This is a genomic window from Amycolatopsis sp. NPDC059235 (assembly GCF_042754125.1).
GTDB lineage: Bacteria > Actinomycetota > Actinomycetes > Mycobacteriales > Pseudonocardiaceae > Amycolatopsis > Amycolatopsis albidoflava.
The window spans coordinates 130255-153207 of the sequence record NZ_JBHZAG010000004.1; the positions used below are offsets into that span (position 1 = coordinate 130255).

A 22953-nucleotide genomic window follows, 5' to 3' on the forward strand; every position below is an offset into this window, starting at 1 on the left:
GTGAAGGGCTCCTTGAGGGAATCTGATTCCCTCAAGGAGCCCTTCACGGACTACTGCTCCGGCCGGGTGATGCGGGTGAGCTTCTCCGGGTTGACCTGGTCGTAAAGGCCGACGATGCGGCCGTCGCGCACGCTGAACGTCTGCACTCGCTCGTCGAGGGCGAGGTAGCCGTCGACCGCGGGCAGCTGCGGCAGCCACAGGCCGAGGTCGCCGTTGACGAGCACCGGCCGTCCGTTCTCCATCGTGCCCGGCGCGTACTTCGCCAGTACGCCGAGCACGAAGCGGGCGACCTTGTCCGGCCCGACGATCATCCGGCGGCTGGTGCGCGAACGGCCGTTGGAATCGCCGATCATGACCACGTCCGGGTGCAGCAGTTCGGTGACCGCGCGGATGTCGCCCGCCAGCAGCGCGACCACGAATTTCTCCAGCACCGGCTGCTGCTCCGCCAGTTCGAGCCGGGCGGGCGGGTCGGAGTCCTCGACCGCGCGGCGGCCGCGGGAGGCGTGCTGGCGCGCGGCGGCCGGGCTGCAGCCCAGGACGTCGGCGATCTCCGCGAACGGCACCGCGAACGCGTCGTGCAGCACGAACGCCACGCGCTGCTCCGGATTGAGCCGGTCGAGCACCACCATCGCGGCCATGCGCAGGCCGTCGTCGCGCACCGCGGCTTCCAACGGATCCTCGCTCGCGGGCACGCCGAACGGCATGACGATCGGCTCGGGCAGCCATTCGCCCACGTACTTCTCGCGTTGCACGGCCGCCGACCGCAGCCGGTCGAGGCAGATCCGGCCGACCACGGCGGTCAGCCAGCCGCGCAGATCGCGGATCCCGGCGCGGCCCGCGTCGTCGAGCCCGGACAGCCGCAGCCAGGCCTCCTGCGTCGCGTCCTCGGCGTCCGCGCGGGTGCCGGTGAGCCGGTAGGCCGCGGCGATCAGGTGCGGCCGGTGGGCGTCGAACTCGGCGGCGAACTCCTCGAGCGCGGTCGGTGTGCTCATGTCCCCGAGTGTGCCGCACGGCGCGGGGGGAGGGAGAACTATTGTGGTTCCCGTGGCAGGACGGATTCGGGAGAGCGATATCGCGGAGGTGCGTGAGCGCAACCGGATCGACGAGGTCGTGGGGGAGTACGTCGCGCTGCGCCGTGCCGGCGGGGGCAGCCTGAAGGGCCTGTGCCCGTTCCACAACGAGAAGACCCCGTCGTTCAACGTGCGCCCCACTCACGGGACCTTCCACTGCTTCGGCTGTGGCGAGGGCGGCGACGTCATCAAGTTCATTCAGAAGATCGACCTCGTGTCGTTCGTGGAGGCGGTCGAGCGGCTCGCCGACCGGGTCGGCATCCGGCTGACCTACGAGGGCGGCGGCGCGTCGGTGCAGCGCGACCGGGGCACCCGGTCCCGGCTGATCGAGGCGCACCGCGCGGCGTCCGAGTTCTACATCGAGCAGCTGGTCACCGACGAGGCGCGGGCGGCGCGGGACTTCTTGTCCGAGCGAGGTTTCGACGCCGCGGCGGCCAAGCAGTTCGGCTGCGGCTTCGCGCCCGGCGGCTGGGACAAGCTCACCAAGCACCTGCTCAACCGCGGGTTCGAGGTGAAGGAGCTGCTCGCATCCGGGCTGTCGAAGGAGGGCCAGCGCGGCCCGATGGACCGGTTCCACCGGCGGCTGGTGTGGCCGATCCGCGACGTCGGCAACGACGTGGTCGGCTTCGGCGCGCGGCGGCTCTTCGACGACGACCGGATCTCGGCGAAGTACCTCAACACCTCCGAAACGCAGATCTACAAGAAGTCGCAGGTCATGTTCGGCCTCGACCAGGCCAAACGCGAGATCGCGAAACGGCACCAGGTCGTGGTGGTCGAGGGCTACACCGACGTGATGGCGATGCACGCGGCGGGCGTGCCGACGGCGGTCGCGTCTTCGGGTACCGCGTTCGGCGAGGACCACATGAAGGTCCTGCGCAGGCTGATGATGGACGACGACGCCTTCCGCGGCGAGGTCATCTTCACCTTCGACGGCGACGAGGCGGGGCAGAAGGCCGCGCTGAAGGCGTTCGAGGGCGACCAGACGTTCGCCGGGCAGACCTACATCGCGGTCGCGCCGGATGGGATGGACCCGTGCGAGCTGCGCATCGCGAAGGGCGACACCGCGGTACGGGACCTGGTGGCCCGCCGCACGCCGCTGTTCGAGTTCGTGATCAAGAGCATGCTCAAGCAGTTCGACCTGGATTCGGTCGACGGCCAGGTGTCCGCGCTGCAGAAGACCGTGCCGATGGTCGCCGCGATCAAGGACCGGGCCAGCCGGGACGGTTACGCCTCCAAGCTCGCCTGGTGGGTCGGCTGGCAGGACGTCGCGCAGGTGGTCAACCGGGTGCGCGGCGCGGCCGGAGCGGCGTCCCGGCGCGGTCCGGCCGAACCTCAGCTGCGGCGGGGCGCGTCGCGGCAGGAAACCCCGGCGCCCGAACCGGAGAAGCAGGACCTGCCGCGTCCCGCGCCGAACGACCCGAGGTTCGTCGGGCAGCGCGAGGCGCTCAAGGCCGCGCTGCAGCAGCCCGCGATCGCCGGTCCGGAGTACGACTCGCTGCCGGAAGAGGCGTTCACGCATCCGGTGTACATCGCGGTGCATCTGGCCGTGCTGAAGGCGGGCGGGGCGGCCTCCGGGCTCACCGGGCCCGCGCTGCTGGACGCCGCGTCGGCGCACTGTCCGGAAGGGACGGTCCGCCGGGTGCTCAGCGAACTGGCGGTGGAACCGTTGCGCGCCTTGGGGGAAGTGGACTCGCGCTACATCTCCGGCGTGCTCGCGGGCGTGCAGGAGAACCTCGTCGGCAGGCAGATCGGCGAGATCAAGTCGAAGCTGCAGCGGCTGTCGCCGGTCGAGGCCCCGGACGACTACCGCGCGCTGTTCGGCGACCTGGTCGCGCTGGAGCAGTACCGGAAGTCGCTGCGCGAGCAGGCAGCGAGCGGGTGGGAGTGACGTGGGACTGCTGAACCGGTTCTTCGGCGGCGGCTTGCCCTCGGGATTCCCCGGCAAGCTGGACCAGGGCGAGGACCCGGTCGCCGCGGCGGCGGTCGAGGGCGGCGGGCACCTGGTCGTGACGTCGCTGGGCCTGTGGATCCCGACCGGCGAGGGCGCGACGCGACGGGTCGGCTGGCACTTGGTGGGCAAGGCGACCTGGGGCGAGGGCGTGTTCACGCTGACCGAATCGGAGGAGACCGGGCGGACGGGCGCGGTCGCGGTGCTGGCCGACCGCGAGCCGGTGCGGTTCCGGCTGCCGCAGCCGGGAAAGGTGCCGCAACAGGTGCGCCTGCGGGTCGACGGCTCGGTGCGCGGACGGCACCGGCACGAGTTCCCCGAGGGCGGCGCGTGGTTCGTCCAGCGCAAGGTCCCCGGCCGCGACGGCGTGGAACTGCAGGTCCGCCCCGACCCGGGCACCGATCCGGCGCTGGTCGAGGCGGTCGCGGCGGAGGTCGCGGAGAAGCTGGCCAACCGCGCCGATTAGCAGTACGCTCGTACTCAGTACGTCTGTACTGTTACTCGGCGGGAGGCTGCTCGTGTGGGATCCGGCGAAGTACCTTGACTACTCCGACCTGCGTGGCCGGCCGTTCTACGACCTGATCGGGCGAATCTCGGCGGCTTCGCCCCGTCGAGTGGCCGACCTGGGCTGCGGCCCCGGCACGCTGACCCTCGACCTGGCGCTCCGCTGGCCGGACGCGGTCCTGGAGGCGATGGACAGCTCGCCGGAGATGGTCGCCGCGGCCCGCGAACGCGGGGTGGCCGCCGAGGTCGGCGACGTCCGGTCGTGGACGCCGAAACCGGACACCGACGTGGTCGTCTCGAACGCTGTCCTGCAGTGGGTGCCCGGCCACGTGGACCTGCTGCGCCGCTGGGCCACGGAACTCCCGGCCGGAGCGGTGCTCGCGGTGCAGGTCCCCGGCAACTTCTCCGCCCCTTCGCACGCCATCAGCCGTCAGCTGGCGGCTTCTCCGGCGTGGGCTTCGCGGCTGTCGTCGGTGTCGCTGCGAGCCGAGGACGCCGTCGGTGAACCTCGCGACTACGCGGACCTTCTCGCCGACGCCGGATGCCTGGTCGACGCCTGGGAAACCACGTACGTACAACAGCTTTCCGGTCCGCGAGCTGTCCTGGAGTGGATCACCGGCACCGCGCTCCGCCCCATCCGCGCGGCGCTGGGCGACGAAGACTGGGCCTCGTTTCAGGACGACCTGGCCCCGCTCCTGGACGAGGCCTACCCGCCCCGCGCGGACGGCACGACCTGGTTCGAATTCCGGCGGATCTTCTTCGTTGCGAAGATCCCGGACTGATGGCCTACTGGAACACGAACGTCGCCCGCCATCCGGGCATCCTCCGCGCCGTGCCCGCCGGATGCGCGACCGCGCTGGACGTCGGCTGCGGAGACGGCCTGCTGGTGCGGAAGCTGGCTGAGGCGGTGCCGTCGGTCACCGGGATCGACAAATCGCCGGAGATGGTCGCTCAGGCCCGTTCGCTGTCCTCTGACACCTTCGTCGAGGGCGACTTTCTCTCCGCTGACCTCGGCGCCTACGACTTCATCTGCTCCGTCGCCACCATCCACCACCTGGATTTCGAAAGGGCCCTCGCCCGAATGCGAGACCTGCTGCGCCCAGGCGGCGCGCTGGTGGTCGTCGGACTGGCCCGCGACGCGAGCATGACGGACCGGGCGGCGACGATCGCGGCCGCGCCGATCGTGCGCATCGCGAAGGTGCTGCGCCGAGCACACGGCCCGGACGGCATGCCAGCGATGCAGCCGCGGATGAGCTACCGCGAGGTACGAACGGCCGCGCAACGGTTGCTGCCAGGAGTGAGATACCGGCGGCACGTGCTGCGCCGGTACTCGCTCACCTGGCAAAAACCATCCTGAGCTGGGGTTTCGCCGGGTGCTGGCTCAGCCGTTCCCGCGCCCGAACTTCTCGCCGAGCTTCGCCCGCGCCACCCCCGCCGCGCCCTGGACCATCGGATGGTCGGCCAGTTTGCGGTAGGTGCGCACGATCTGCTCGTACCGTCCCCGGCCGGCCTTGGTGCCCAGCACGTACCCCAGGCCCACGCCCAGCAGGAACTTCTTCATCGGCGGACACACCTCTCGTCAGCAGGACTTCCGACTGTCCATTGTCCAACACAACCGCCTTCCGTGCGGGGCCCCCGGCTCCGGGCCGAAGACCCACCCCCCTGTGCGAGGGCGGAACGGCATGGGCTAAAGTTCTTCCTGTCAGCCCGGAGAGATCCGGACCGGCGAAGCACGATCCCCTGTAGCTCAACTGGCAGAGCATTCGGCTGTTAACCGGAGGGTTCTTGGTTCGAGTCCAAGCGGGGGAGCAAAGCCCAGGTCTTAGACCTGGGCTTTTTTGCTGCCCGTAAGCAGGGGCGGTTTGGTGTCGATTTTGACGGTCGTCCAAGCGGTCGGCTGTCGGGTTCGCCGGTGGTCCGCCGCGGTTGCCGGGTGGCAGTTCGAAGCCGTGGGTCGGCGCTGCGTTTGGCCGCAGTCGATCTTGGCGCGGTTGATCCCGCCCGATATGTCGATTCGTCGCTTGACGCGTGCATCCAGGGCCTGAGGCAGTGTCAGGTCGACGATCGAGTTCTGGGACCGCACAGCGATTCGCCCAGCAAGCCCAGGATTCCGCCCAGCACGCCGCGCAATCCGCCGCGACCGCACGCCGGGCAGAAACCACTGCGGTCCAGGCCGCACGCGCCGCGGCCACCTCTGCCACGAAGGCCAACGCCTCCGCCGCACGTGCCAGCTCCGCCGCCCGCGGCGCCTATGCAGCTTCCCGTGCGGCTTACTCCAGCGCGATCGCTGCGGGAAAGGACGCCGCACAAGCGGCCCACGAGGCCAGCCAGGCGCTCAGGGAGGCCATCGCCCACCCGCCAAACCCGCCCGCCGGCGGTGGCGGCGCGGCCGGAGGCTACGGCGGCGCGGGCCCGCTGCCGGCCGGCTGTCTCCAAGGCGAGGGACCCGTCGCGGCCTGGTGCACCACCATGCTGTGCGGGCCCGGCATGATCACCAACCCCGACTGCAACATACCCCTCAACCTGGGATGCACCTATGTGCAGCAAATCCTCAGCAGCTCCCACCACGACCACAAGGACGAAGACAAGTACTGGTCGGAATCGAGGGTATGCAGTGCCGGAGCCTGGGGCTCTGGCGCCGGGGTCTTCGGTCTGGGCCTGCTCATCCCGGGCGCGCAGTTCTTCATCGGCGGGATGGGGCTCGGCATCGGATTGGCGAGCGTTTTCGTATGTTAGGCATGACGAGCGAGGTGACCATGGAAGGCAAAAGAGAGCGGTTCGATCGACACGTGCGACGTGAACTGGTCGGCTGGAGAGAAGCGGTGAGCCACGCCCTGCTGGGAATCCTCATTTTCTCGACCGGATTCCTGTGGAGCACAGGCGTGTACCCGCCCGTGTTCGGGGCGATTGTCCTCGTAGCGCTGGTGGGAACGTGGATCTGCAGCGTGGCCTACTGGAACAGAAAAGCCCAGCTGCGGAACAAAGAGAACAAGAAGTAGCCGCGGCGGCCGCGGCTCGGCACGTCGTCGCGCCGAGCCGCTGTTCTCCCCGGACCTGGAATACCTCAACCACTGACGCTGGCCGCAAGCGGCCACCGGCAGCTGACGATGCACGACGACCGCTGGACTCGCCCCTCTGAGCTGGTAGCCAAAGAGCATGTCTTACGCGAGCTACGATCGGCTGGTGCCGTCGCGTTGGGGCAGATCGTCATGCCGTGCGTGCCTTGGCGACAGCGCAACCTGCGCAGGTGCGCCGTCGGTGCAGGGCCTTTCGCTCGTTGAGTCACGCCGGTTGCGGTACCGGGCAGGTAGAGCCGGGGCGGCTCACGAGAAGATCGCGCAGAACGGGTCGTGAGGGGCAAGGTGGCTCAACACAACCCGCAGTCGCGAGTGACCAGCACCTATCACGGCAACGCCCGCACCGTCGTGCAGGTCGGGACCGTGACGGGCAATGTGGTCATCCGCCATGCGGTCGCCGGGCCGTGGCGGCCGCTGATGTGGATGGCGGCAGCCGTGGGCTTCTCCGTGGCGTGCGGAGTGCTGTGCTGGGTCGCGGTGGCGAGTCCGGACCCGCGGTTGTCCGTCTACGCGGCGTGCGCCGCTTTGCTGTGCATCGCCGGCGTGGGCGTGGCGCCGCGGAGTGCGCCAGTGGCGCTGGTTCCGTCGGCGCGACATGCCCAACGGCGAATGGTCCTTGAGCACCCCGCAACTGGGACCGGGAGCGCGGGCGCACGGATAGGAGCCGCGTGCCCGCGCTCGACCGGAGCAGTTCCGGATCCTCGTGCGGTTGCTGTGGAAGTGACCGTGTCCGCCGGGTCCGGAGATGACGAAGGCGGAGCGTCCGCGCCTCCCGCGAGCCTCCCGAAGGATTCCGCGGTACAGCGTTCGCCACAAACTGGACCGATATCACAGCGAGTAGGCCCACCAGGAGTGTCGCCCAAGGTTTCGAAGGCGCGCTGGAACTGCCCTCATACAAAGCGACATCCGGGCGGACGAGCGCGGCGGCTGACGGACGACGGGTGCCGCCAGTCGAACTAGTGGCGATTTACTGTCGATTTTAAGCACCGACTGAGGATGATCGAGAGCGAATCGGGGCATGAACTTTTGCAAACTTACCAGCTGGATCTAATGACGTCGAATCGAAATTGTTCGCAACAATTAACCGGAGGGTTCTTGGTTCGAGTCCAAGCGGGGGAGCAAAGCCCAGGTCTCAGACCTGGGCTTTTTTTGCTGCCCGTCGGCAGGGGCGATTTGGTGTCGATTTTGACGGTCGTCCAACCGGCCGGCGGTCCGGCCGCTGATGGTTCGCTGGGCTGGTGGCGGTTCGGAGCGGTGGGGCGACGCCGCGTTGCCCGCTGCAGATCCGGGAATCCGCGGTCGTGCGATTACCGGACCCGCTAGCGCGTGGCGTGTTCCTCGTCGGCGCGGCGGAGCGTCGGTCCGTCGGGCCGCTCGGACTCCATTCTGGGCCGACGCCGCCATTTCTGGCATACAACTGCTCGGCGGAACGACGACACTCCATCCACGGGATTTCCGGAAGTCGCCGGGATCGACGAGAGCGTCACTCAGCTCTATGACCGGCCACGCTGTCCACGAGTCGCTGGCGACGTTCGGCCGCTGGCAACGCGTCAAGCGAAAACACGATCAGGTACCGCATTCGCGGCGAACTTGATCATTGCCGCCGCAGCGACCGATACCTACAGCTTGGCGGCACAGCGCGTCGGCCGGGCAGCGGGGTCTGCTGCCCGGCCGACAACGCCGATTCCGCAAGGCCGCGAAGGCAAAGGCGTCAGGCTCCCGGGGGCACCGGAAGCGGCATGCCGGGGAGGTTTTGGTCATTCGGCACGACGCCGTCGACCAGGTAGGCCTCCACGACCTTGTCCACGCCCGCGTTGCCGCCGGCGTAGATGCCGTGGTCGCCTTCTCCGGTGATGGTCAGCATCCGCGAGTTGTCGAACGCGTTGTGCGCGCGGCGCGCGCCCTCGATCGGCGTCGCCGGGTCGTGCTCCGACTCGACGATCAGCACCGGCGGAACGCCCTTGCCGTTGAGCACTGGCAGCGGGGCCGGGGTGTTCTTCCAGAACAGGCACGGCTGGATGAACCAGCCGGCGCCGAGCAGCGGCAGTTGCCGGTCGATCAGTTTCTGCGACTGTTTGACGGCGCTCTGGGTCGAGCCGGTCCACGGGCCTTCGTTGCACGGGATCGTCCAGAACGACGCGTCGTAGGAGTCACCGTCGGCAGGCACCATCAGCGGCTGCGGGCCGGAGGTCGTGGTGCTCTTGTCGGCGGCCTTGACCCGCTGCGCGGCCGATGCCTTGTCCTGGGCCGAAGTCGTGCCTTGGGTCAGCGCGCGGACGTTGACCAGGTAGTCGGCCAGCCCCGGGAAAGCGCGCTTCGAGTAGATCTGCGCCGCGATGAACGAGTCGAGACCGTTGGCCGACACGTGCGAGCCGTCCGGCAGGGTGACCGCGTTCTGGGTCAGGGCGTACCGGACCTGCTCGTAGGTCTGGCGGGCCGCCTCGCCGGTGGCACCGAAGTGGTAGAGCTTGTCGTAGGTCGCCATCCACGGCAGGAAGTCCTGCCGCCAGCGGCGCTCGAAACCGAGCGGCTGCGCGTCGAACGACTTCTGCCAGGTCGTGGTGAACTCTGTCGCGGAGTCGAGGACGAACCGGCCGGTGTGCGCGGGGAAGGCCTGGGCGTAGTGCGCGCCCATCCAGGTGCCCGCCGAATAGCCGACCCAGTTGATCTTGTCGCGGCCGAGCAGCACGCGCAGCAGGTCGATGTCCTTGACCGTCTGGTCGGTGTTGATCAGCGGGCCCAGTTCGCCGGACTTCTGCTGGCAGGACAGCGCCGCGTATTTCGTCGCCTGGAGGATCAGGTTCAGGTTCTGCTTGCTGCGGTCGCGCGGGTCGAGGTCCGAGCCGGTGCCGATGGCGCCGCCGCAGGTGATGTTGGTGCTCTTGCCCGTGCCGCGCGGGTCGAATCCGACGATCTCCTGGTGCTCTCGCAGCTTGGCCTGGTTGCGCAGCCGCGCCGGGAAGTTGCGCCCGGGAGCTCCCGGGCCGCCCGGGTTGGTGACGACGCTGGCTGTCGCGTTCTTGGTCGCCTTCAGCCGGCTGACCGCGATGGTCAGGTCGATCTGGGCGTTCGGCTGGTACCAGTTGCGCGGCGTCCTGTAGGTCGCGCACTCCATGTCCTTAGCGCCCTCGGGCGGGGGAGTCGGCAGCTCGGAGGGGACCGCGCACGTGTGCCAGTCCAGCTTTTGGCTCGCGTACTGCGCGGGGATGCCGGTCGGGTTCGGCGGCTGCTTGCCCCCGGCAGCCTCCTGGCCCGCGAAGGCGGGCGTGAACCCGGCCAGCAAGGTGCCGGCGATCGCCGGGATCACCACCGCGTAGCGGAGTCGTCTCATATGGTTGCCCCTTTTGGGTATTTCGCCAGTGAACGGGCTATTCCTATAGCGCTGGTCAGGGCGGGACAACCGCCGTTGGTCGGTGGCGCGGAGTGCCGCGATCGAATCGGTACCGGACAGTCCTGGCGCTACCGCAGCCCGGAGATCAGCGGCACCGCAGTTTCTCCGTCTTGACATGCCGCGGCACCCGTGGTCGCGCGACATGCCAAGACGTTCTGACCGCGTGGGCACTGCGAACCGGCCGCAGTCCGCGGAGGCGGCCGGTCGCGCTGTCTCCGCCGGGTCGGTCTGCGGGCCAGCCGCCGGGGACCGGCGTGCGGCGGAGTTTCCCCGACGCCGCCGATTCAGGTCGCCGGTTCCGCTTCGCCGCAGGCAGCGCGAAGCGGGCTAGCGGCATGCACTCGGCTCGCCGCTAGCCCGCTCGGTCCGCGACGACCGCGGTTGCTGACGCTGCTCTCAGCACCGGGTTTCTCGCGGGATGCCGGAGAAGTTACGGGCTGGCGCGGCGATAGCCGGAAGCCGCAGCCTGGTGCAGGTACAGGTTCTCCGACGACGGCCTGGTCCCCGGCACCGGGGTCGCGGCTCGCGGGGTTCCGGTGACGTCGATCGCCACGAACACCAGCTCCGCGGAAGCCACCGGCGTCGGCGGAGCCGCGAGGTCCTCGGGATCGTCGGCCCAGCCTGACCAATAGGTAGCGGTCACCGTGGTGCGGACTTCGATGGAGGTGTTGTTGACCCGCTCGATCTGCGCGCAGGCGTGCAGCAAACCGCCTTCGCGCACGGGGTTCAGGAATTCCATCCGCTTCACCGCGCGGGTCGCCGTCGGCCCGTTGCTGTATTCGAGGGTCGCGAGCCAGGCCGCGTGGTCGATCAGCCGGAAAATAACCGCGCCGGCGACGTCTCCCTGATGGTTGAGGTCGGCAGGCTGGGCCAGGTGGGTCAAGGTGCGCTGAACGAGTGTCCGCGCACAAGGAGCGGACGAACTGGTGCTCATCTCGGTATTCCTTTCGGTCGTCGGGTGGTTCGCGCGAAAAAATTCCGCGCGTCAGCGCGGTGGGAAAGCAGGGGAATTCAAGGGTGCGGCGGAACCTGTTCGTGGAATTCCGCTCGTCCCGGCGAGACACGTCCGCATGTCCGGGGGTCTCCCGGAACTATGCCGAATTAGCCCGATCGGGGCACGATTCCCGTTCGGGCTGGGGGACTGCGCTGATGGAGCGCCTCGACGGTCAGTGGATGTTCTCTGAATCGATCCTAGCATGGCAAGAAGGTCGCTCCGTGCGATTGTGCCCGCTTCACGCGAACGATGACCGAAACATGAAAACCAAACGCATTGTGCGATTTCGGGTGACGCGCGATCGTGATTCCGGAATCGCTCCGAGCGAGGGGCGGGCGTCGGTCGTCCATTCCGGGGTGCGTCGTCGAGCGGGTTGAGGACTGCCTCGCTCGCTGTGGCAGTATCGCGACAGGGGGAAACGCGGGCGCATAAAAGCTCGGTCGCGGAATAAGGTGGGCAAGGATCAGGTGGGCGGCGTGGCGATTTCCGGGGTTTTTTCGGTTGCCGGCTACGTTCCACGCGCCTGATTTTCTCGGTCGGCGCTTCCTCGGACGGCACCCGACTGCGAGAAGGAGTCGGCTATCCCGTCCCGAACCTGCATCCCCGTCACCCGGACGGCCTCGACCGTGCCCGCGCTGTCCGGTCAGGTCCCGGTGGTTGCCGTGTAGTCGGGCGTGCCTCCGCGTGTCTCGCCGACCCGGACTGGTTCATGTTCACATAATGAAATTATATAAATATCTGAAGGACTGTGGGCTCGCGGACGAGCGCCACTCAGGAAAATCAAGCTATAAAAGGTAAAATAGTGTCGAAACGGGCAGTGGTCGTCGAGTTTGGAGGCGAGTTACATCATCTCATGATATAAATGGGTCATGGGTGAGCTGGAGCGCGACCAAGGGCGGGATGGCGTCACGGAGGCTTTCGACGAGGTTGTCCGCCTGATGATCCGGCATCTGGCCGACCACGGAAGCTTGTCGTTCACCGCGATCATGTGCCTCGGCAGGCTCTACCGGGACGGCCCGACGCGGCTGACGGAACTGGCGGCGGTGGAAGGTTCCAGTCAGCCCTCGACGAGCCAGTTGGTGCAGCGCCTGGAGCGGCAGGGGCTGGTAGCGCGAGTCAGGGACCCGCAGGACGGGAGGGCGTCGCTCATCGCGCTCAGCGACGCCGGCCGCACCCTGGTGGCCACCCGTCTCCGCGATCGCCGTGACCGCCTGGCGGAGTTGCTGGCGACGCTTTCCCCCGAGGACGACGCCTCGCTTCGGCTGGCGATGAATGTGGCCCGCCCGATCATCCAGCGGTTGATCGAAACCGCCCGCCGGTCAGACAACCAGGCCGGGTCCTGACGACTTGGCCACTCGATCCATTGGGAGGTACAACCATGGCCACGCCATCCACTGCCGGCCCCCCGCGATCCCGTGCGGCCGAGCGTCCGGTCGACTGCGACGTGGTGGTCGCCGGGGCCGGTCCCGCGGGGTTGATGCTCGCCGGTGAGTTGCGAGCCGGCGGCGCCTCGGTGATCGTGCTGGAACGGTTGACCGAGGTCAATCCGATCCTCAAGGCAGGAACCCTCAATCGGCCCAATATCGAGGCGTTCTACCGGCGCGGCCTGCTTCCCGTGCTGCGGCAAGCCCAGCAGGAGACGGAGTGGACCGTCTCCTACCTTTCCAGCCGCCGCTCGGACGGCACGAGCGCGCTGCCCAGGTTCTCCGGACATTTCGCGGCGATCATGCTCGGCGACGAGATGCTGGACGAGTCCGACCCGGACCTGGCTGGGCTCTATCCCCCGGACATGGTCGACCTGGTCCACCAGAAACAGGTCGAGGCGATCCTCGCCGACCGCGCCGCCGGGCTCGGCGTGGAAGTTCGCCGCGGGGTGGAGGTGACTGGTTTCGAGCAGGACGCCGACGGGGTGACGGTCGCGACTGACAACGGGCCGATCCGGTGCGGGTGGCTCGTCGGCTGCGACGGCGGCCGCAGTACGGTGCGCAAGCTCGCCGGGTTCGACTTTCCCGGCACCGACCCGGAAATCACCGGCTACCACGGGGTCGCCGACATCGTCGGCGTGGAGGACCTTGGTGTCGGCTGGCACGCGACCGACACCGGCGTCTACCTCAACGACCCGCCGCGCAGGCGAATCACCACGGTCGCGTTCGACGGCGCACCGGCCGACCGCGACACCCCAGCGACCGCCGAGGACTTGCAGGCAGCCATCCGCCACGTGACCGGCGCCGACGCCACGGTCACCGGGATCACGAGCCTGACCCGGTTCACCGACAACACCCGTCAGGCCACGACCTACCGGCAGGGGCGAGTGCTGCTCGCCGGCGACGCGGCCCACGTGCACCCTCCGTTCGGCGGACAGGGGCTCAACCTGAGTGTGGGCGACGCGATGAACCTCGGTTGGAAGCTCGCCGCGACTGTGCGCGGGACGGCGCCGGCCGGGCTGCTGGACACCTACACCGCCGAGCGGCATCCCCTCGGGGCCTGGGTGCTGGACTGGACGCGTGCCCAGATCGCGGTGATGCGCCCGGAGCCCCATGCCCGCGCGCTGCGCGAGGTGGTGGCCGACTTGGCGCGAACCGTGGACGGTGCCACGTACTTCGCGAAGAAGATCTCAGGCATCGGTCAGCGATACGACCTTTCCGGCGACAATCCCTTGGTCGGTGTCAGCGCACCTGACTACGAGCTGGCTGACGGGTCCCGGCTCGCTGACCACATGCACGACGGCAGGGCGCTCCTGCTGGACCCCTCCGGTGCGCGGCACGACCTCGTTGCCCCGTACCGCGACCGCATGCGGACGATCGCCACGGCCCCGCTGACCGACGACGCTCCGGCGGCCATGTTCGTACGACCCGACGGTTACGTCGCCTGGGCAGGCGAACCTGGCCAGGACTCGCTGGACAAGGCACTGCAGACCTGGCTCGGCGCCCCGCTGGCACATGCGAGCCAGACTCCGGAAGCTCCGGCTCGGCGCTAACCGCCGTACCCCTGCGGCATCTGCCGCCAACGGATGCGAATTGGCCACGGTCACCGACGGCGTGTTCGGTCCCGGCATTCAGCAGGCATATGCACGAAGTGGGCCTCAATTCACATCGCCGAGGCCCGCTTCGCCGTCCTCGATAAGCCGCGTGTTCACGAAATTAGCCACTTCGTTGTCGAGCCCGTGCGGCTGCGTCGCGCGTGGTCCTGCGTCGCCGGACTGAGCGTCGGGCAGGACGTCGTCCTACGGGGCACCCGTGTCGTTCCCGCACCGCACGTCATGGCAGGTCGACAAGTGTCCCGCTTCCCCGGGCCTGCCCGGCTTCAGCACGAGATCTCCCAGGTCGACCGTGCTGGCCATTTTCTGGAAGCTCGCGAGGCTTCCGGGCCATTTGGTCACGACCTTGCCCGCCATGCCCAGGCGATACCAGCTGTGGCACGCACCGGCCTCCCAGACGGAGTCTGCCATCGCGCTGTCGACCCAGTTGTTGAAGCTCTGCTGAGCCCTTCGCGACGGCTGGACGGAGACAGCGCCGCTCTCGTCGACCAGCTGAAGGTATTGCATGATCAGCTTCATCTGCGCCTCGATGACCGCGATGATGGACCCGCTCGCCTGGGTGTGCGGCCCGGTCACGAGGAAGAGGTTGGGGAACCCCGCGACGACGGTGCCCTTGTACGCATTCGGCGCTTCGCACCACGCATCCGCCTTTAGCGACTGCGCGGATTCACCGCGGAACTCGATCCCGGCGTACATGTCGGTCGCGGTGAAGCCGGTCGCGAGAACGACCACGTCGGCGTCCCATTCGCGCCCGTCGCCGGTCACGACGCCGGTCGCGGTCATCGCCGAGATCCCGGTCGACCAGACGGTGGTTCTGCGGTCGGCGAGGGTGGGGTAGAACGTGCTGGAGAGGACCGGCCGGCGACAGCCGAACCGGTACGACGGCGTCAGGAGCTCGCGCAGGCCGGCATCGGCGATCACCGACTCCAGGTAGTCACGCCACTGTCCTTCGACCTTGGCGAGCTGGGTCTCGTCCATGACCGCCTGTGTTTCCGCCTCGACATTGAACCTGTGTTCGGCGTCGAGGCGGATAGCTTCCATTCGCTCCGGTTCGTCCCGGAATCGTGCCTGCGCCTCGGGGTCGTAGAATTGTTCGTCTTTCGGCATCACGGCCACCTCGACGGCGTAAGGGAGAACCTGCGCGGCACTGGCGCTCGCACCGACGACCACCACGCGCCGACCTTCCAGGGAGACTCGCTCGTCCCATTCCGCCGTGTGGATCACCTCGCCGCGAAACGTTTCGCGCCCCGGAAGATCAGGAATGCGAGGGGTGCTGAGCGAACCGCTTGCCATGATCAGGAACCGGCACGACAGCGATGCTCCTTCGGCGGTACGCAGGTTCCACACCCCGGCGAGTTCATCCCAGCTCGCCGACATCAGCGTGGTGTTGAACCGGACGCGGTCCCGGACTCCCAGATCGTCGGCCACTTTGTTGATATAGGCGAGGATCTCGTCCCACGGCGCGTAGCTGCGCGTCCACGTCGGGTTCGGCGCGAACGAGAGGCTGTAGAAATGTGCCGGGACGTCGCAGGCCGCATTGGGGTAGCGGTTGTCCCGCCACACGCCGCCCAGTTCTCCGGCGCGCTCGAGGATGACGAAGTCGCCCCGGCCTTCCTCCAGGAGGCCGTGCGCCGCGCAGATTCCGCCGAAACCCCCGCCGACAACGACGGTCTCGTGGTACTCGATCATGATTTCACTCCACCTCGGTTCTGACAAAGCGGTTGTCGTGCATGGCGGGAATCAATTCGCCCCGATCCCGTCATCCCGCTTCACCAAAGCCGTCCTGGCAACGGCTTTCACAGAGAACGACGACGCGATCAGCCGACGTGGCGATAAAGCTCCGGAAGCCCCGAAAAGAGCGGGGGAAGGCACGCTGGCAATGGATACCAATGTTTCCCCGTCACTCGATTCGGAACATCTCGGCGGTTATCGCGGTCGCATGGCGTCCTCCTCGCCGGTACCCACATTCCACGCTGCCCAGGGGGCGCGTCCAAGGCTTGTTTCGCATCCCGTGATGCGTTCCAGGCATCACGGGCCGCGAGTGGGCTATCTTGCGGTGTTGTGGGCACAGCCAACGCGGTTCCGCCGGCCGAGTTCGAACTCCGGCTGGTCCGTTACTTCACGGTGGTCGCCGAGCAGCAGCACTTCGCCCGTGCCGCGGCACTGCTGCACATCACCCAGCCGACCCTGAGCCGCCAGATCCGGACCTTTGAGCAGCGTGTCGGAGCCCGGCTGCTCGACCGCGACCGGCAGGGCACCCGCCTGACGCCCGCCGGGGCCGCGTTCCTGCCCCACGCCAGGCAACTGCTGTCGGTCGCCGCAAGGGCTGTGGCGGACGCCCGTGCGGCCGCAGTGCCAAGCCGGCTCACCGTCGGCCATACGCGCGGGCTGATCATTACTCCGGCGGTACGGCACCTGCGCCGCCAGCACACCGAGGCCGAGGTGCACACACTGCACCTGGAGCTGGCGGAGGTGCGGACGGCCCTGTTCGGCCACCGCGTGGACGCGGTCGTGACTCGGCTGCCGTTCGCCACCGACGGACTGCGGGTCACCGTCCTGCACCACGAGCCCCGGGTGCTGCTCGTCGCCCGGTTCCACCGGCTGGCCGGCCGGGAATCAGTCACCCTCGAGGACATCGCGACGGAGCCGGTGCCGAGGTTGCCCGCTGCCGAGTGGGACGCGTTCCGGCGTGTCGACCCCCGTCCCGACGGCACGCCGGCACCCGACGGGCGCTGGTCGGTCACCTCGAGGACGCATTGGAACTGATCGCGTCCGGGCAGGTGGTCGCCATCCTGCCCGCCGGGTTGCGCGCCGAGGGCACCCGGCCGGACCTGACCGCGATCCCGCTGCACGGGGTCGAGCCGTGTCAGGTGGTGCTCGCCACCCGCGCCGGGGAAAGCGCACACCTGGTGGCCGCGTTTCGCCGGTCCGCCCAGGCCCTGCTGACCGAGGCGAGCTACTGAGGCGGTGCCGGCGTGCCCGGTGGAGGTGTCCAGCAGCTTCCCGCCGGGCTGGCCAAGCTGCTGGCCTGACCACCTAGCAGCGTTGTCGCTGCGGCGTAGTCACCTGTGGTCACCGCGAGGAGATGCGGTTGCGGACGCTGGCGGCGGTTCCGCAGCCGTAACCTCGGCTTTGGCAGGCACCACAGCGGCTGCTGCTGACCCGCGCCCACTCTGGCGACGAGATTTCGCGCCACTCGACGAGGAGGTACGGGTGGAGCGTCGGAAGTTCCCTCCCGCGAGCTCACTGCGGGAGGCGAAGGAAGACACCCGTGTCGTGTCGACAGGACGGGAGCCCCGGCCGCATGACAGGCGGTCTCGCGTCGAAGCGGCTGGAGCTGTGGGTTCCCTTAAGGAAGTCCCCGGCTGCTGGCCATTCGCCCCGGGTGTCCCGAAGATCGGGGCATGGCGGTCATTTCCGAGCGCGCGGCGGTGCGGCGGCTGCACGATCGGCTGGGGTTCGGGCCCCGGCCGGGCGATCTCGACGCCGGGTTGTCCGCGACCATGGCGCGGTTGCTGGCCGCCGGACCGGACGCGGGTGCGGAGGCGACCCCGCTTCCGGACGTCGGAACGCCGCCCCCGCGGCCCGCGAAAGCGGACAAGACGGCGAAACAGCAAGCCGCGCAACAACTTCAGGGGCAGGTCACGCAGGCGGCGCTGTGGTGGCTGGACCGGATCGCGGCGGCCGACCGTCCGGCGGTCGAGCGGCTGACCTGGTTCTGGCACGGGCATTTCGCGACCAGCGAGCAAAAGGTGCGCAGCCCGCGCCTGATGCTCGCGCAGAATCAGACCCTGCGGACGCTCGCCATGGGCAGCTTCACCCAGCTCGCGCACGCGATGATCGTCGACCCGGCGATGCTGCTGTGGCTCGACGGCAACAGCAACAAAGCCGGCAAGCCGAACGAGAATCTCGCGCGCGAGTTCATGGAGCTGTTCGCCCTCGGCGTCGGCAACTACACCGAGACCGATGTCCGGGAAGCCGCGCGTGCCCTCACCGGCTGGACCGCGACCCGCGAGAACCCGGTCGCTCATCTGGCCGCGCGCCGCCACGACTCGACGGCGAAGACCGTTCTCGGCCAGACCGCGAACTTCGACGCCGGCTCGTTCGTCGACCTCGTGCTGTCCCGGCCGTCCTCGGCGCCGTTCGTGGTCGGGCGGCTCTGGTTCCGGCTCGTCTCCGCGACGCCGCCGACAGCGGACACGCTGGCCCGGCTGGTGGCGGCATACGGACCGGGCCGCGACATCCGGTCTCTGCTGACCGCGCTGGTCAAAGAGGACGCGTTCCACGACTCGGCGACGTCTCTGGTCAAACAGCCGGTGGAATGGCTCGGCGGCCTGCTGCGCGCGCTCCGGGTACGTCCGTCCGCGCTCGACGCCAAAACCGGCGCCCAGTTGCTGACCGGGCTGCGGGGGATGGGGCAGGTGCCGTTCGAGCCGCCGAGCGTGGGCGGCTGGGCGGCCGGCGGTGCGTGGCTGACGACGTCGGCTGGGCTCGCCCGGCTGCATCTGGCGCAGCTCGTCGCGCAGCACGCCGATCTCGGCGCGGTGGCGAAAGCGCAGGACAAACCGGCGGCAATCGGGGAACTGCTGGGGGTCGACGGGTGGTCCGACCGGACCCGCGCCTGTCTCAGCGGAGTCGTGAACGATCCCCGGCAGCTGGCGGCGATCGCGGCGTGTGCGCCCGAGTACGTGGTGAGCGGGTAGGAGACCATGAACAAACTGACTCGTCGGCGGTTCCTGTTCGCCAGCGGCGTGACGGCCGCCGGAGCGCTCGCGGCAGGTGCCACCCAGGTCGACTGGACGCACCTGATGTCCGCGGCCCAGCAGACTCCGCTCGACCCGAAGGACGGCGTCCTGGTCGTCGTGACGTTGTACGGCGGCAACGACGGCCTCAACACCGTCGTGCCCGCCGGCGACCGCGCCTACCAGAACGCCCGGCCGGAGCTGGCGTACCAGCCCGAGGACGTCCTCGACCTCGGCGACGGGCTGGGTCTGAACCCGGGCTTGAAGGGCCTGAAAGGCTTGTGGGACACCAAGGAGCTGGCGATCGTGCGCGGCGTCGGCTACCCGAAGCCGGACCACAGCCACTTCCGTTCGATGGCGATCTGGCAGACCGCTTCGCCGGACACGCCGGTGCCGACCGGCTGGCTCGGCCGGTGGCTCGACGCGTCCGGCGACGACCCGCTGCGCGCGCTGTCGGTCGAGCCGGTGCTGCCGCCGATGCTGGCCGGGGCGCAGACCGCGGCGGCGTCCATGCCGGTCGGTGGCTTGACAGTGCCGAAAGGCGCGCTGGGCAAGGCTTTTCAAGCACTCGGGAGTGCGCAGAACGGCGAGGGCTACTGGCAGGCGAAGGCGGCGCGTTCGATCGCGGACCTCTATCGCGCCGAGCAGGTCCTGGGCTCGGCGGCACACCCCGCCAAGGGCGCGCACAAGGCCGCCGGCGGCCATAAGGACGGCGCGCTGGCCGCGCAGCTCGACGTCGTCGCCGGGCTGATCGAGGCCGGGGCGCCGACGCGCGCGTATTCGGTGTCGCTGGGCGGTTTCGACACGCACGCCGACGAGCGCGGCACCCAGCAGCGGCTGCTCACCGAACTGGACGGCGCGCTGACGCCGTTCGTGCAGCGGCTCGGCCGCACCGACCGCGGCAAGCAGGCCGTCGTGGTCGTGTACTCGGAGTTCGGCCGTCGGGTCGTCGCCAACGCCAGCGAAGGCACCGACCACGGTACCGCCGGTCCGGTTTTCGTTCTCGGCAACGGAGTTCGCGGCGGCTTCCACGGCGACGAGCCGAGCCTGACCGACCTCGCCGACGGGGATTTGAAGGAAACCACCGATTTCCGCGACGTCTACGCGACCATGCTGGAGCAGGTGCTCGGCACCGACCCGGGCCGGGTGCTGCCCGGCCATTCCGGCCGGCTGGAGGGCCTACTCGCCTAGCACCGGCTCCAATCCGGACAGGATGAACCGCGCGCCGCCGCCGGGAGCTTCGACGCACCGGAGGTCGCCGCCGTGGGCTCGCGCGAAGCCGCGCGCGATGGCCAGACCGAGGCCGGATCCGCCGGAGTCGCGGTCGCGGGCGTCGTCGAGCCGGACGAGCCGGTCGAAGATCCGCTCCCGATCCGATTCGGGGACGCCGGGCCCGGTGTCGGTCACCGTGCACCCGTCCGCGGTGACGGTCAGGGTGAGGCTGCCTTGCCCGCGCATCGCGCGCACCGCGTTGTCGGCGACGTTGGCCAGGATCTGGGTGAGCCGGTCGGCGTCGCCGCGGACGACGGTGTCCATTCCGGTCGCTTCGACAACGGTTTCCGGGGCCAGCAACGCGATCCGGTCAGCTTGTGCGCGGGCCAGCGCGAGCAGCGAGACCGGCTCGCGGGCGATCTCGGCACCGGCGTCCAGCCGGGCCAGATCCAGCAGGTCGCTCACCAGTTTTCCGGCGCGCCGCGCCTCGCGGGCCAGCAGCAGCTGGAGCTGCGCGGCGTGCCCCGGGTCGCCGGACGCCTGCACCAGCGCCTCCGCCGCGGCCTGGACCCCGGCGATCGGCGTCCGCAGCTCGTGCGCGGCGTCGGCGACGAACTGGCGGGTCCGTTCTTCGGACGCCCGGGCGGCCTGCTCCGCGCCCTCCAGCGCGTCGAGTGCCGCGTCGAAGGCCTCCGCCGCGCGGCCGAGTTCGGTGTTCGTCCGGGTCGGCGTCAACCGGCCGCCCCGCCCGCCGGACACGATCGAGCGGGCGAGCCGGGTCATCGCGTCCAGCGGCGTCAGCGCCAGCCGGACGCCGACGAGCAGCAGGAGCGCGGTCGCGACGATCGCGGCGAGCCCGGTGATCAGCAGCAGCTTTCCGAGCCGTTGCTCGGCTCCGGCGACGATCGAATCGTCCGCGATCAACGTCAGCTTCGCGCCGTCGATCCGCGCCGGACCGGTCAACGTCGCCTTGACCTGCTTCAGCCGCGATCCGGCCGGCGGCGCCGGTTCCCCGACGACCGTGCCGTCCGGCAACGCCAGCCGCCCGTGCACGCCGGTCGTTTCGACCCGGCGCAACAGGCTGCGCGGGCTCACGTTCTGCCGGGCGAGCTGCTGCGCGAGCTGAGCCCGCCCGGCCAGCACCCGGTTCACGTCCTGCTCGGCCTGAGCGCGGAACACCGCGAACACGACGAACCCGACGAGCGCCAGGACCGCGACCAGCACGAGCAGCGAGGAAACCGTGACCCGGCGGTACAGCGAGCCCGTCTTCATCCGGCTCACGGACGGTCACCGCGCAGCACATAGCCTTGCCCGCGCACCGTGTGCAGCAGCCGCGGCCCGTGCGCTTCGAGTTTCCGGCGCAGCGTGCTGACATTCACCTCGACGAGATTCGCGCTGTACTCGTCGTAACCCCACACCGCGCTGAGGATCTGCGCCTTCCCGACCACGCGGTCGCGATGCACCGCCAGATACGCCAGCAGCTTCCACTCGGTGGCCGTCAGTTCGATCTGCTCGCCGCCGCACAGCGCGAGCCCGGCGTCCAAGTCCACGACGAGATCGCCGACCTCGACCGCCGGCCGCGCACGACCCGTCCGCCGCAGCACCGCGTTAACCCGCGCGACCAGTTCGGCCAGCACGAACGGCTTCACCAGATAGTCGTCCGCGCCTTCGCCGAGCCCGCGCAGCCGGTCCTCGACGCCGTCCCGCGCGGTGAGCATCACGACCCCCGCCGCGCAGTGCCGCCGGACAACCCGCAGCAGCGCGAACCCGTCGCGCCCGGGCAACAGCACGTCGAGCACCACCAGATCGGGCCGGAAACGGGCCAGTTCCGCTTCGAGTTGTTCGCCGTCGGGCAGCGCCCGCACCGCGAATCCCGCCGCCCGCAACGCGACCTCCACCGAAAGCCGGATCGCGTCGGCGTCCTCGACGACGAGGATGCGCGGTTCGCCCTGGACCATGGCCGAAGTCTAGGCGTCTCGACGCGGACCGCTGACGGCCGTAGCGAAGCGGGCATCTCAGTGGAAGTAATTGGAGAGCGTCTCGAGAAGAATGATACGTAGCAATTCTTCGTGAGGAAGTCCGCACACTGCGCGCCATGATCGGCAGCCCCTGGTCTCACCCCTCGTATCCGCACCGTTGCAGCGGGATGGCCCCGTACACTCTCGTGCCAGCAAGGAGCCGACGGAGCTGAGCCGGCGTCGCGCTCGCTACTTCGCACCGAAGCGAGGCAGTATGGGCCAGGAGTACGCACTGACGTGCGAAGCGATTGACATCGTCCTCTCGGACTCTCCACAGGGGACGAAGCGGCTTCTGCTGGGCGATGTCCTTCGCCGCATGCTGAAGGCGGACGTCTTCGCCTCCTTTGTCTGCGATGCGTCCGGGCCCTACGCCGATCCGGTCCAGCTCGACCTCGGCGACGACGCGCTTCGCGCCTACCACCGGCATTTCCGGCACGTAGACGACCTGACCCCGAAACTTTTCGCGCGGGGAAGCGCTTCCCGGGTCACTCCGGCGGCCGGTGTCTCCGCCGAGTTCGTCCAGGACTTCCTGCATCGCAGCGGCATGCACCACGGTATGAACTACTTCCCGGCCGGAGCCGGTCCCGGTTCGGTGGACCTGCGGCTGTGGCGGGGACGCGGCGGCCGCGCGTTCACCGAGGCCGACGCGCGGGTCTTCCGGTCTTTCGGGGACCTGGTCGCCCGGACCTGGCCGCGGGAGGCCCCGTCCGGGCAGAAGCCGCTGTCCCGGCGCGAAGCCCAGGTGGCCGAGCTGGTCGCGGACGGGTACAGCGACAAGCAGATCGTCGCGGCCCTCGGCATCGCGCCGCCTACGTTGCGGACCCACCTGAGCAACGCGTTCGCCAAGACCGGCGCGCCCAACCGCGCGGCCCTGGCGGCGTATCACCTCCGCCATCGTCAGAAATGACGATGGCGGAGGCGACGCGACCTGCCGAGACTCCCGGATAAGCCTCATTCGCC

General features: G+C 69.2%; 20 protein-coding genes and 1 tRNA gene. 14 read left to right on the forward strand and 7 right to left on the reverse strand.

Going from position 1 to position 22953, the window contains the following annotated elements; genetic code table 11:
• Positions 1-50 precede the first annotated feature (50 nt).
• Complete coding sequence (locus tag ACFXI3_RS04290) at positions 51-992, reverse strand: sigma-70 family RNA polymerase sigma factor (protein WP_378397961.1); 942 nt, start codon at positions 990-992, stop codon at positions 51-53.
• Between the two features lie 52 nt (positions 993-1044).
• Between ACFXI3_RS04290 and dnaG the strand changes: the two genes are divergently transcribed.
• Genes dnaG through ACFXI3_RS04310 form a run of 4 tightly spaced genes read left to right on the forward strand, consistent with a single transcriptional unit; the run spans position 1045 to position 4879 of the window.
• Complete coding sequence (gene dnaG, locus ACFXI3_RS04295; protein ID WP_377927143.1) at positions 1045-2958, forward strand: DNA primase; 1914 nt, start codon at positions 1045-1047, stop codon at positions 2956-2958.
• 1 nt (position 2959) lies between these two features.
• Positions 2960-3484: a hypothetical protein gene (locus tag ACFXI3_RS04300; protein ID WP_378397963.1), complete on the forward strand. Its 525-nt coding sequence runs from the start codon at positions 2960-2962 to the stop codon at positions 3482-3484.
• A gap of 52 nt (positions 3485-3536) precedes the next feature.
• Positions 3537-4304, forward strand: a complete 768-nt coding sequence (locus ACFXI3_RS04305) for a trans-aconitate 2-methyltransferase (RefSeq protein ID WP_378397965.1) — start codon at positions 3537-3539, stop codon at positions 4302-4304.
• Positions 4304-4879, forward strand: a complete 576-nt coding sequence (locus ACFXI3_RS04310; protein WP_378397967.1) for a class I SAM-dependent methyltransferase — start codon at positions 4304-4306, stop codon at positions 4877-4879. Before ACFXI3_RS04305 ends, ACFXI3_RS04310 begins: the two co-directional genes overlap by 1 nt.
• A gap of 24 nt (positions 4880-4903) precedes the next feature.
• Here ACFXI3_RS04310 and ACFXI3_RS04315 read toward each other — a convergent pair whose 3' ends face one another.
• Positions 4904-5083, reverse strand: a complete 180-nt coding sequence (locus ACFXI3_RS04315; protein WP_067586600.1) for a hypothetical protein — start codon at positions 5081-5083, stop codon at positions 4904-4906.
• 175 nt (positions 5084-5258) lie between these two features.
• Between ACFXI3_RS04315 and ACFXI3_RS04320 the strand changes: the two genes are divergently transcribed.
• From ACFXI3_RS04320 to ACFXI3_RS04330, 3 genes are all read left to right on the forward strand, one after another.
• A tRNA-Asn gene (locus tag ACFXI3_RS04320) sits at positions 5259-5331 on the forward strand.
• A gap of 240 nt (positions 5332-5571) precedes the next feature.
• Positions 5572-6258 carry a hypothetical protein gene (locus ACFXI3_RS04325; protein ID WP_378397969.1) on the forward strand — a complete coding sequence of 229 codons (687 nt, stop codon included), beginning with the start codon at positions 5572-5574 and terminating at the stop codon, positions 6256-6258.
• Positions 6259-6260: 2 nt separating this feature from the next.
• On the forward strand, positions 6261-6521 hold the full coding sequence (locus ACFXI3_RS04330; RefSeq protein ID WP_378397971.1) for a hypothetical protein: 261 nt from the start codon (positions 6261-6263) through the stop codon (positions 6519-6521).
• Positions 6522-8310: 1789 nt separating this feature from the next.
• On the opposite strand, the gene ACFXI3_RS04335 is transcribed toward ACFXI3_RS04330, so the two are convergent.
• Both ACFXI3_RS04335 and ACFXI3_RS04340 read right to left on the reverse strand, forming a co-directional pair.
• Complete coding sequence (locus ACFXI3_RS04335; RefSeq protein ID WP_378397973.1) at positions 8311-9930, reverse strand: alpha/beta hydrolase; 1620 nt, start codon at positions 9928-9930, stop codon at positions 8311-8313.
• Positions 9931-10420: 490 nt separating this feature from the next.
• Positions 10421-10924 carry an acyl-CoA thioesterase gene (locus tag ACFXI3_RS04340; RefSeq protein WP_378397975.1) on the reverse strand — a complete coding sequence of 168 codons (504 nt, stop codon included), beginning with the start codon at positions 10922-10924 and terminating at the stop codon, positions 10421-10423.
• Between the two features lie 929 nt (positions 10925-11853).
• Here ACFXI3_RS04340 and ACFXI3_RS04345 point away from each other — a divergent pair.
• Together ACFXI3_RS04345 and ACFXI3_RS04350 are read left to right on the forward strand one after the other, a co-directional pair.
• Positions 11854-12327 (forward strand): MarR family transcriptional regulator, encoded by a 474-nt coding sequence (locus tag ACFXI3_RS04345; RefSeq protein ID WP_344284063.1) that lies wholly within the window; start codon positions 11854-11856, stop codon positions 12325-12327.
• Between the two features lie 35 nt (positions 12328-12362).
• Positions 12363-13961 carry an FAD-dependent oxidoreductase gene (locus ACFXI3_RS04350; protein ID WP_378397977.1) on the forward strand — a complete coding sequence of 533 codons (1599 nt, stop codon included), beginning with the start codon at positions 12363-12365 and terminating at the stop codon, positions 13959-13961.
• Between the two features lie 246 nt (positions 13962-14207).
• On the opposite strand, the gene ACFXI3_RS04355 is transcribed toward ACFXI3_RS04350, so the two are convergent.
• Positions 14208-15710, reverse strand: a complete 1503-nt coding sequence (locus ACFXI3_RS04355; protein WP_378397979.1) for a flavin-containing monooxygenase — start codon at positions 15708-15710, stop codon at positions 14208-14210.
• 372 nt (positions 15711-16082) lie between these two features.
• Between ACFXI3_RS04355 and ACFXI3_RS04360 the strand changes: the two genes are divergently transcribed.
• From ACFXI3_RS04360 to ACFXI3_RS04375, 4 genes are all read left to right on the forward strand, one after another.
• Positions 16083-16787, forward strand: coding sequence for a LysR family transcriptional regulator (locus ACFXI3_RS04360; protein ID WP_378397981.1), 705 nt, complete (start codon positions 16083-16085; stop codon positions 16785-16787).
• Positions 16778-16984 (forward strand): hypothetical protein, encoded by a 207-nt coding sequence (locus ACFXI3_RS04365; RefSeq protein WP_378397983.1) that lies wholly within the window; start codon positions 16778-16780, stop codon positions 16982-16984. Before ACFXI3_RS04360 ends, ACFXI3_RS04365 begins: the two co-directional genes overlap by 10 nt.
• Before the next feature lie 441 nt (positions 16985-17425).
• The gene (locus tag ACFXI3_RS04370) at positions 17426-18724 is read left to right on the forward strand and encodes a DUF1800 family protein (RefSeq protein WP_378397985.1); all 1299 of its coding nucleotides are present in this window, start codon (positions 17426-17428) and stop codon (positions 18722-18724) included.
• 6 nt (positions 18725-18730) lie between these two features.
• On the forward strand, positions 18731-19954 hold the full coding sequence (locus tag ACFXI3_RS04375) for a DUF1501 domain-containing protein (RefSeq protein ID WP_378397987.1): 1224 nt from the start codon (positions 18731-18733) through the stop codon (positions 19952-19954).
• Here ACFXI3_RS04375 and ACFXI3_RS04380 read toward each other — a convergent pair.
• Both ACFXI3_RS04380 and ACFXI3_RS04385 read right to left on the reverse strand, forming a co-directional pair.
• On the reverse strand, positions 19943-21247 hold the full coding sequence (locus ACFXI3_RS04380) for a sensor histidine kinase (protein ID WP_378398080.1): 1305 nt from the start codon (positions 21245-21247) through the stop codon (positions 19943-19945). The genes ACFXI3_RS04375 and ACFXI3_RS04380 overlap by 12 nt on opposite strands.
• A 5-nt stretch (positions 21248-21252) precedes the next feature.
• On the reverse strand, positions 21253-21933 hold the full coding sequence (locus ACFXI3_RS04385) for a response regulator transcription factor (protein ID WP_378397989.1): 681 nt from the start codon (positions 21931-21933) through the stop codon (positions 21253-21255).
• 376 nt (positions 21934-22309) lie between these two features.
• Between ACFXI3_RS04385 and ACFXI3_RS04390 the strand changes: the two genes are divergently transcribed.
• Positions 22310-22900: a LuxR C-terminal-related transcriptional regulator gene (locus ACFXI3_RS04390; protein ID WP_378397991.1), complete on the forward strand. Its 591-nt coding sequence runs from the start codon at positions 22310-22312 to the stop codon at positions 22898-22900.
• The last annotated feature ends 53 nt before the right edge of the window (positions 22901-22953 follow it).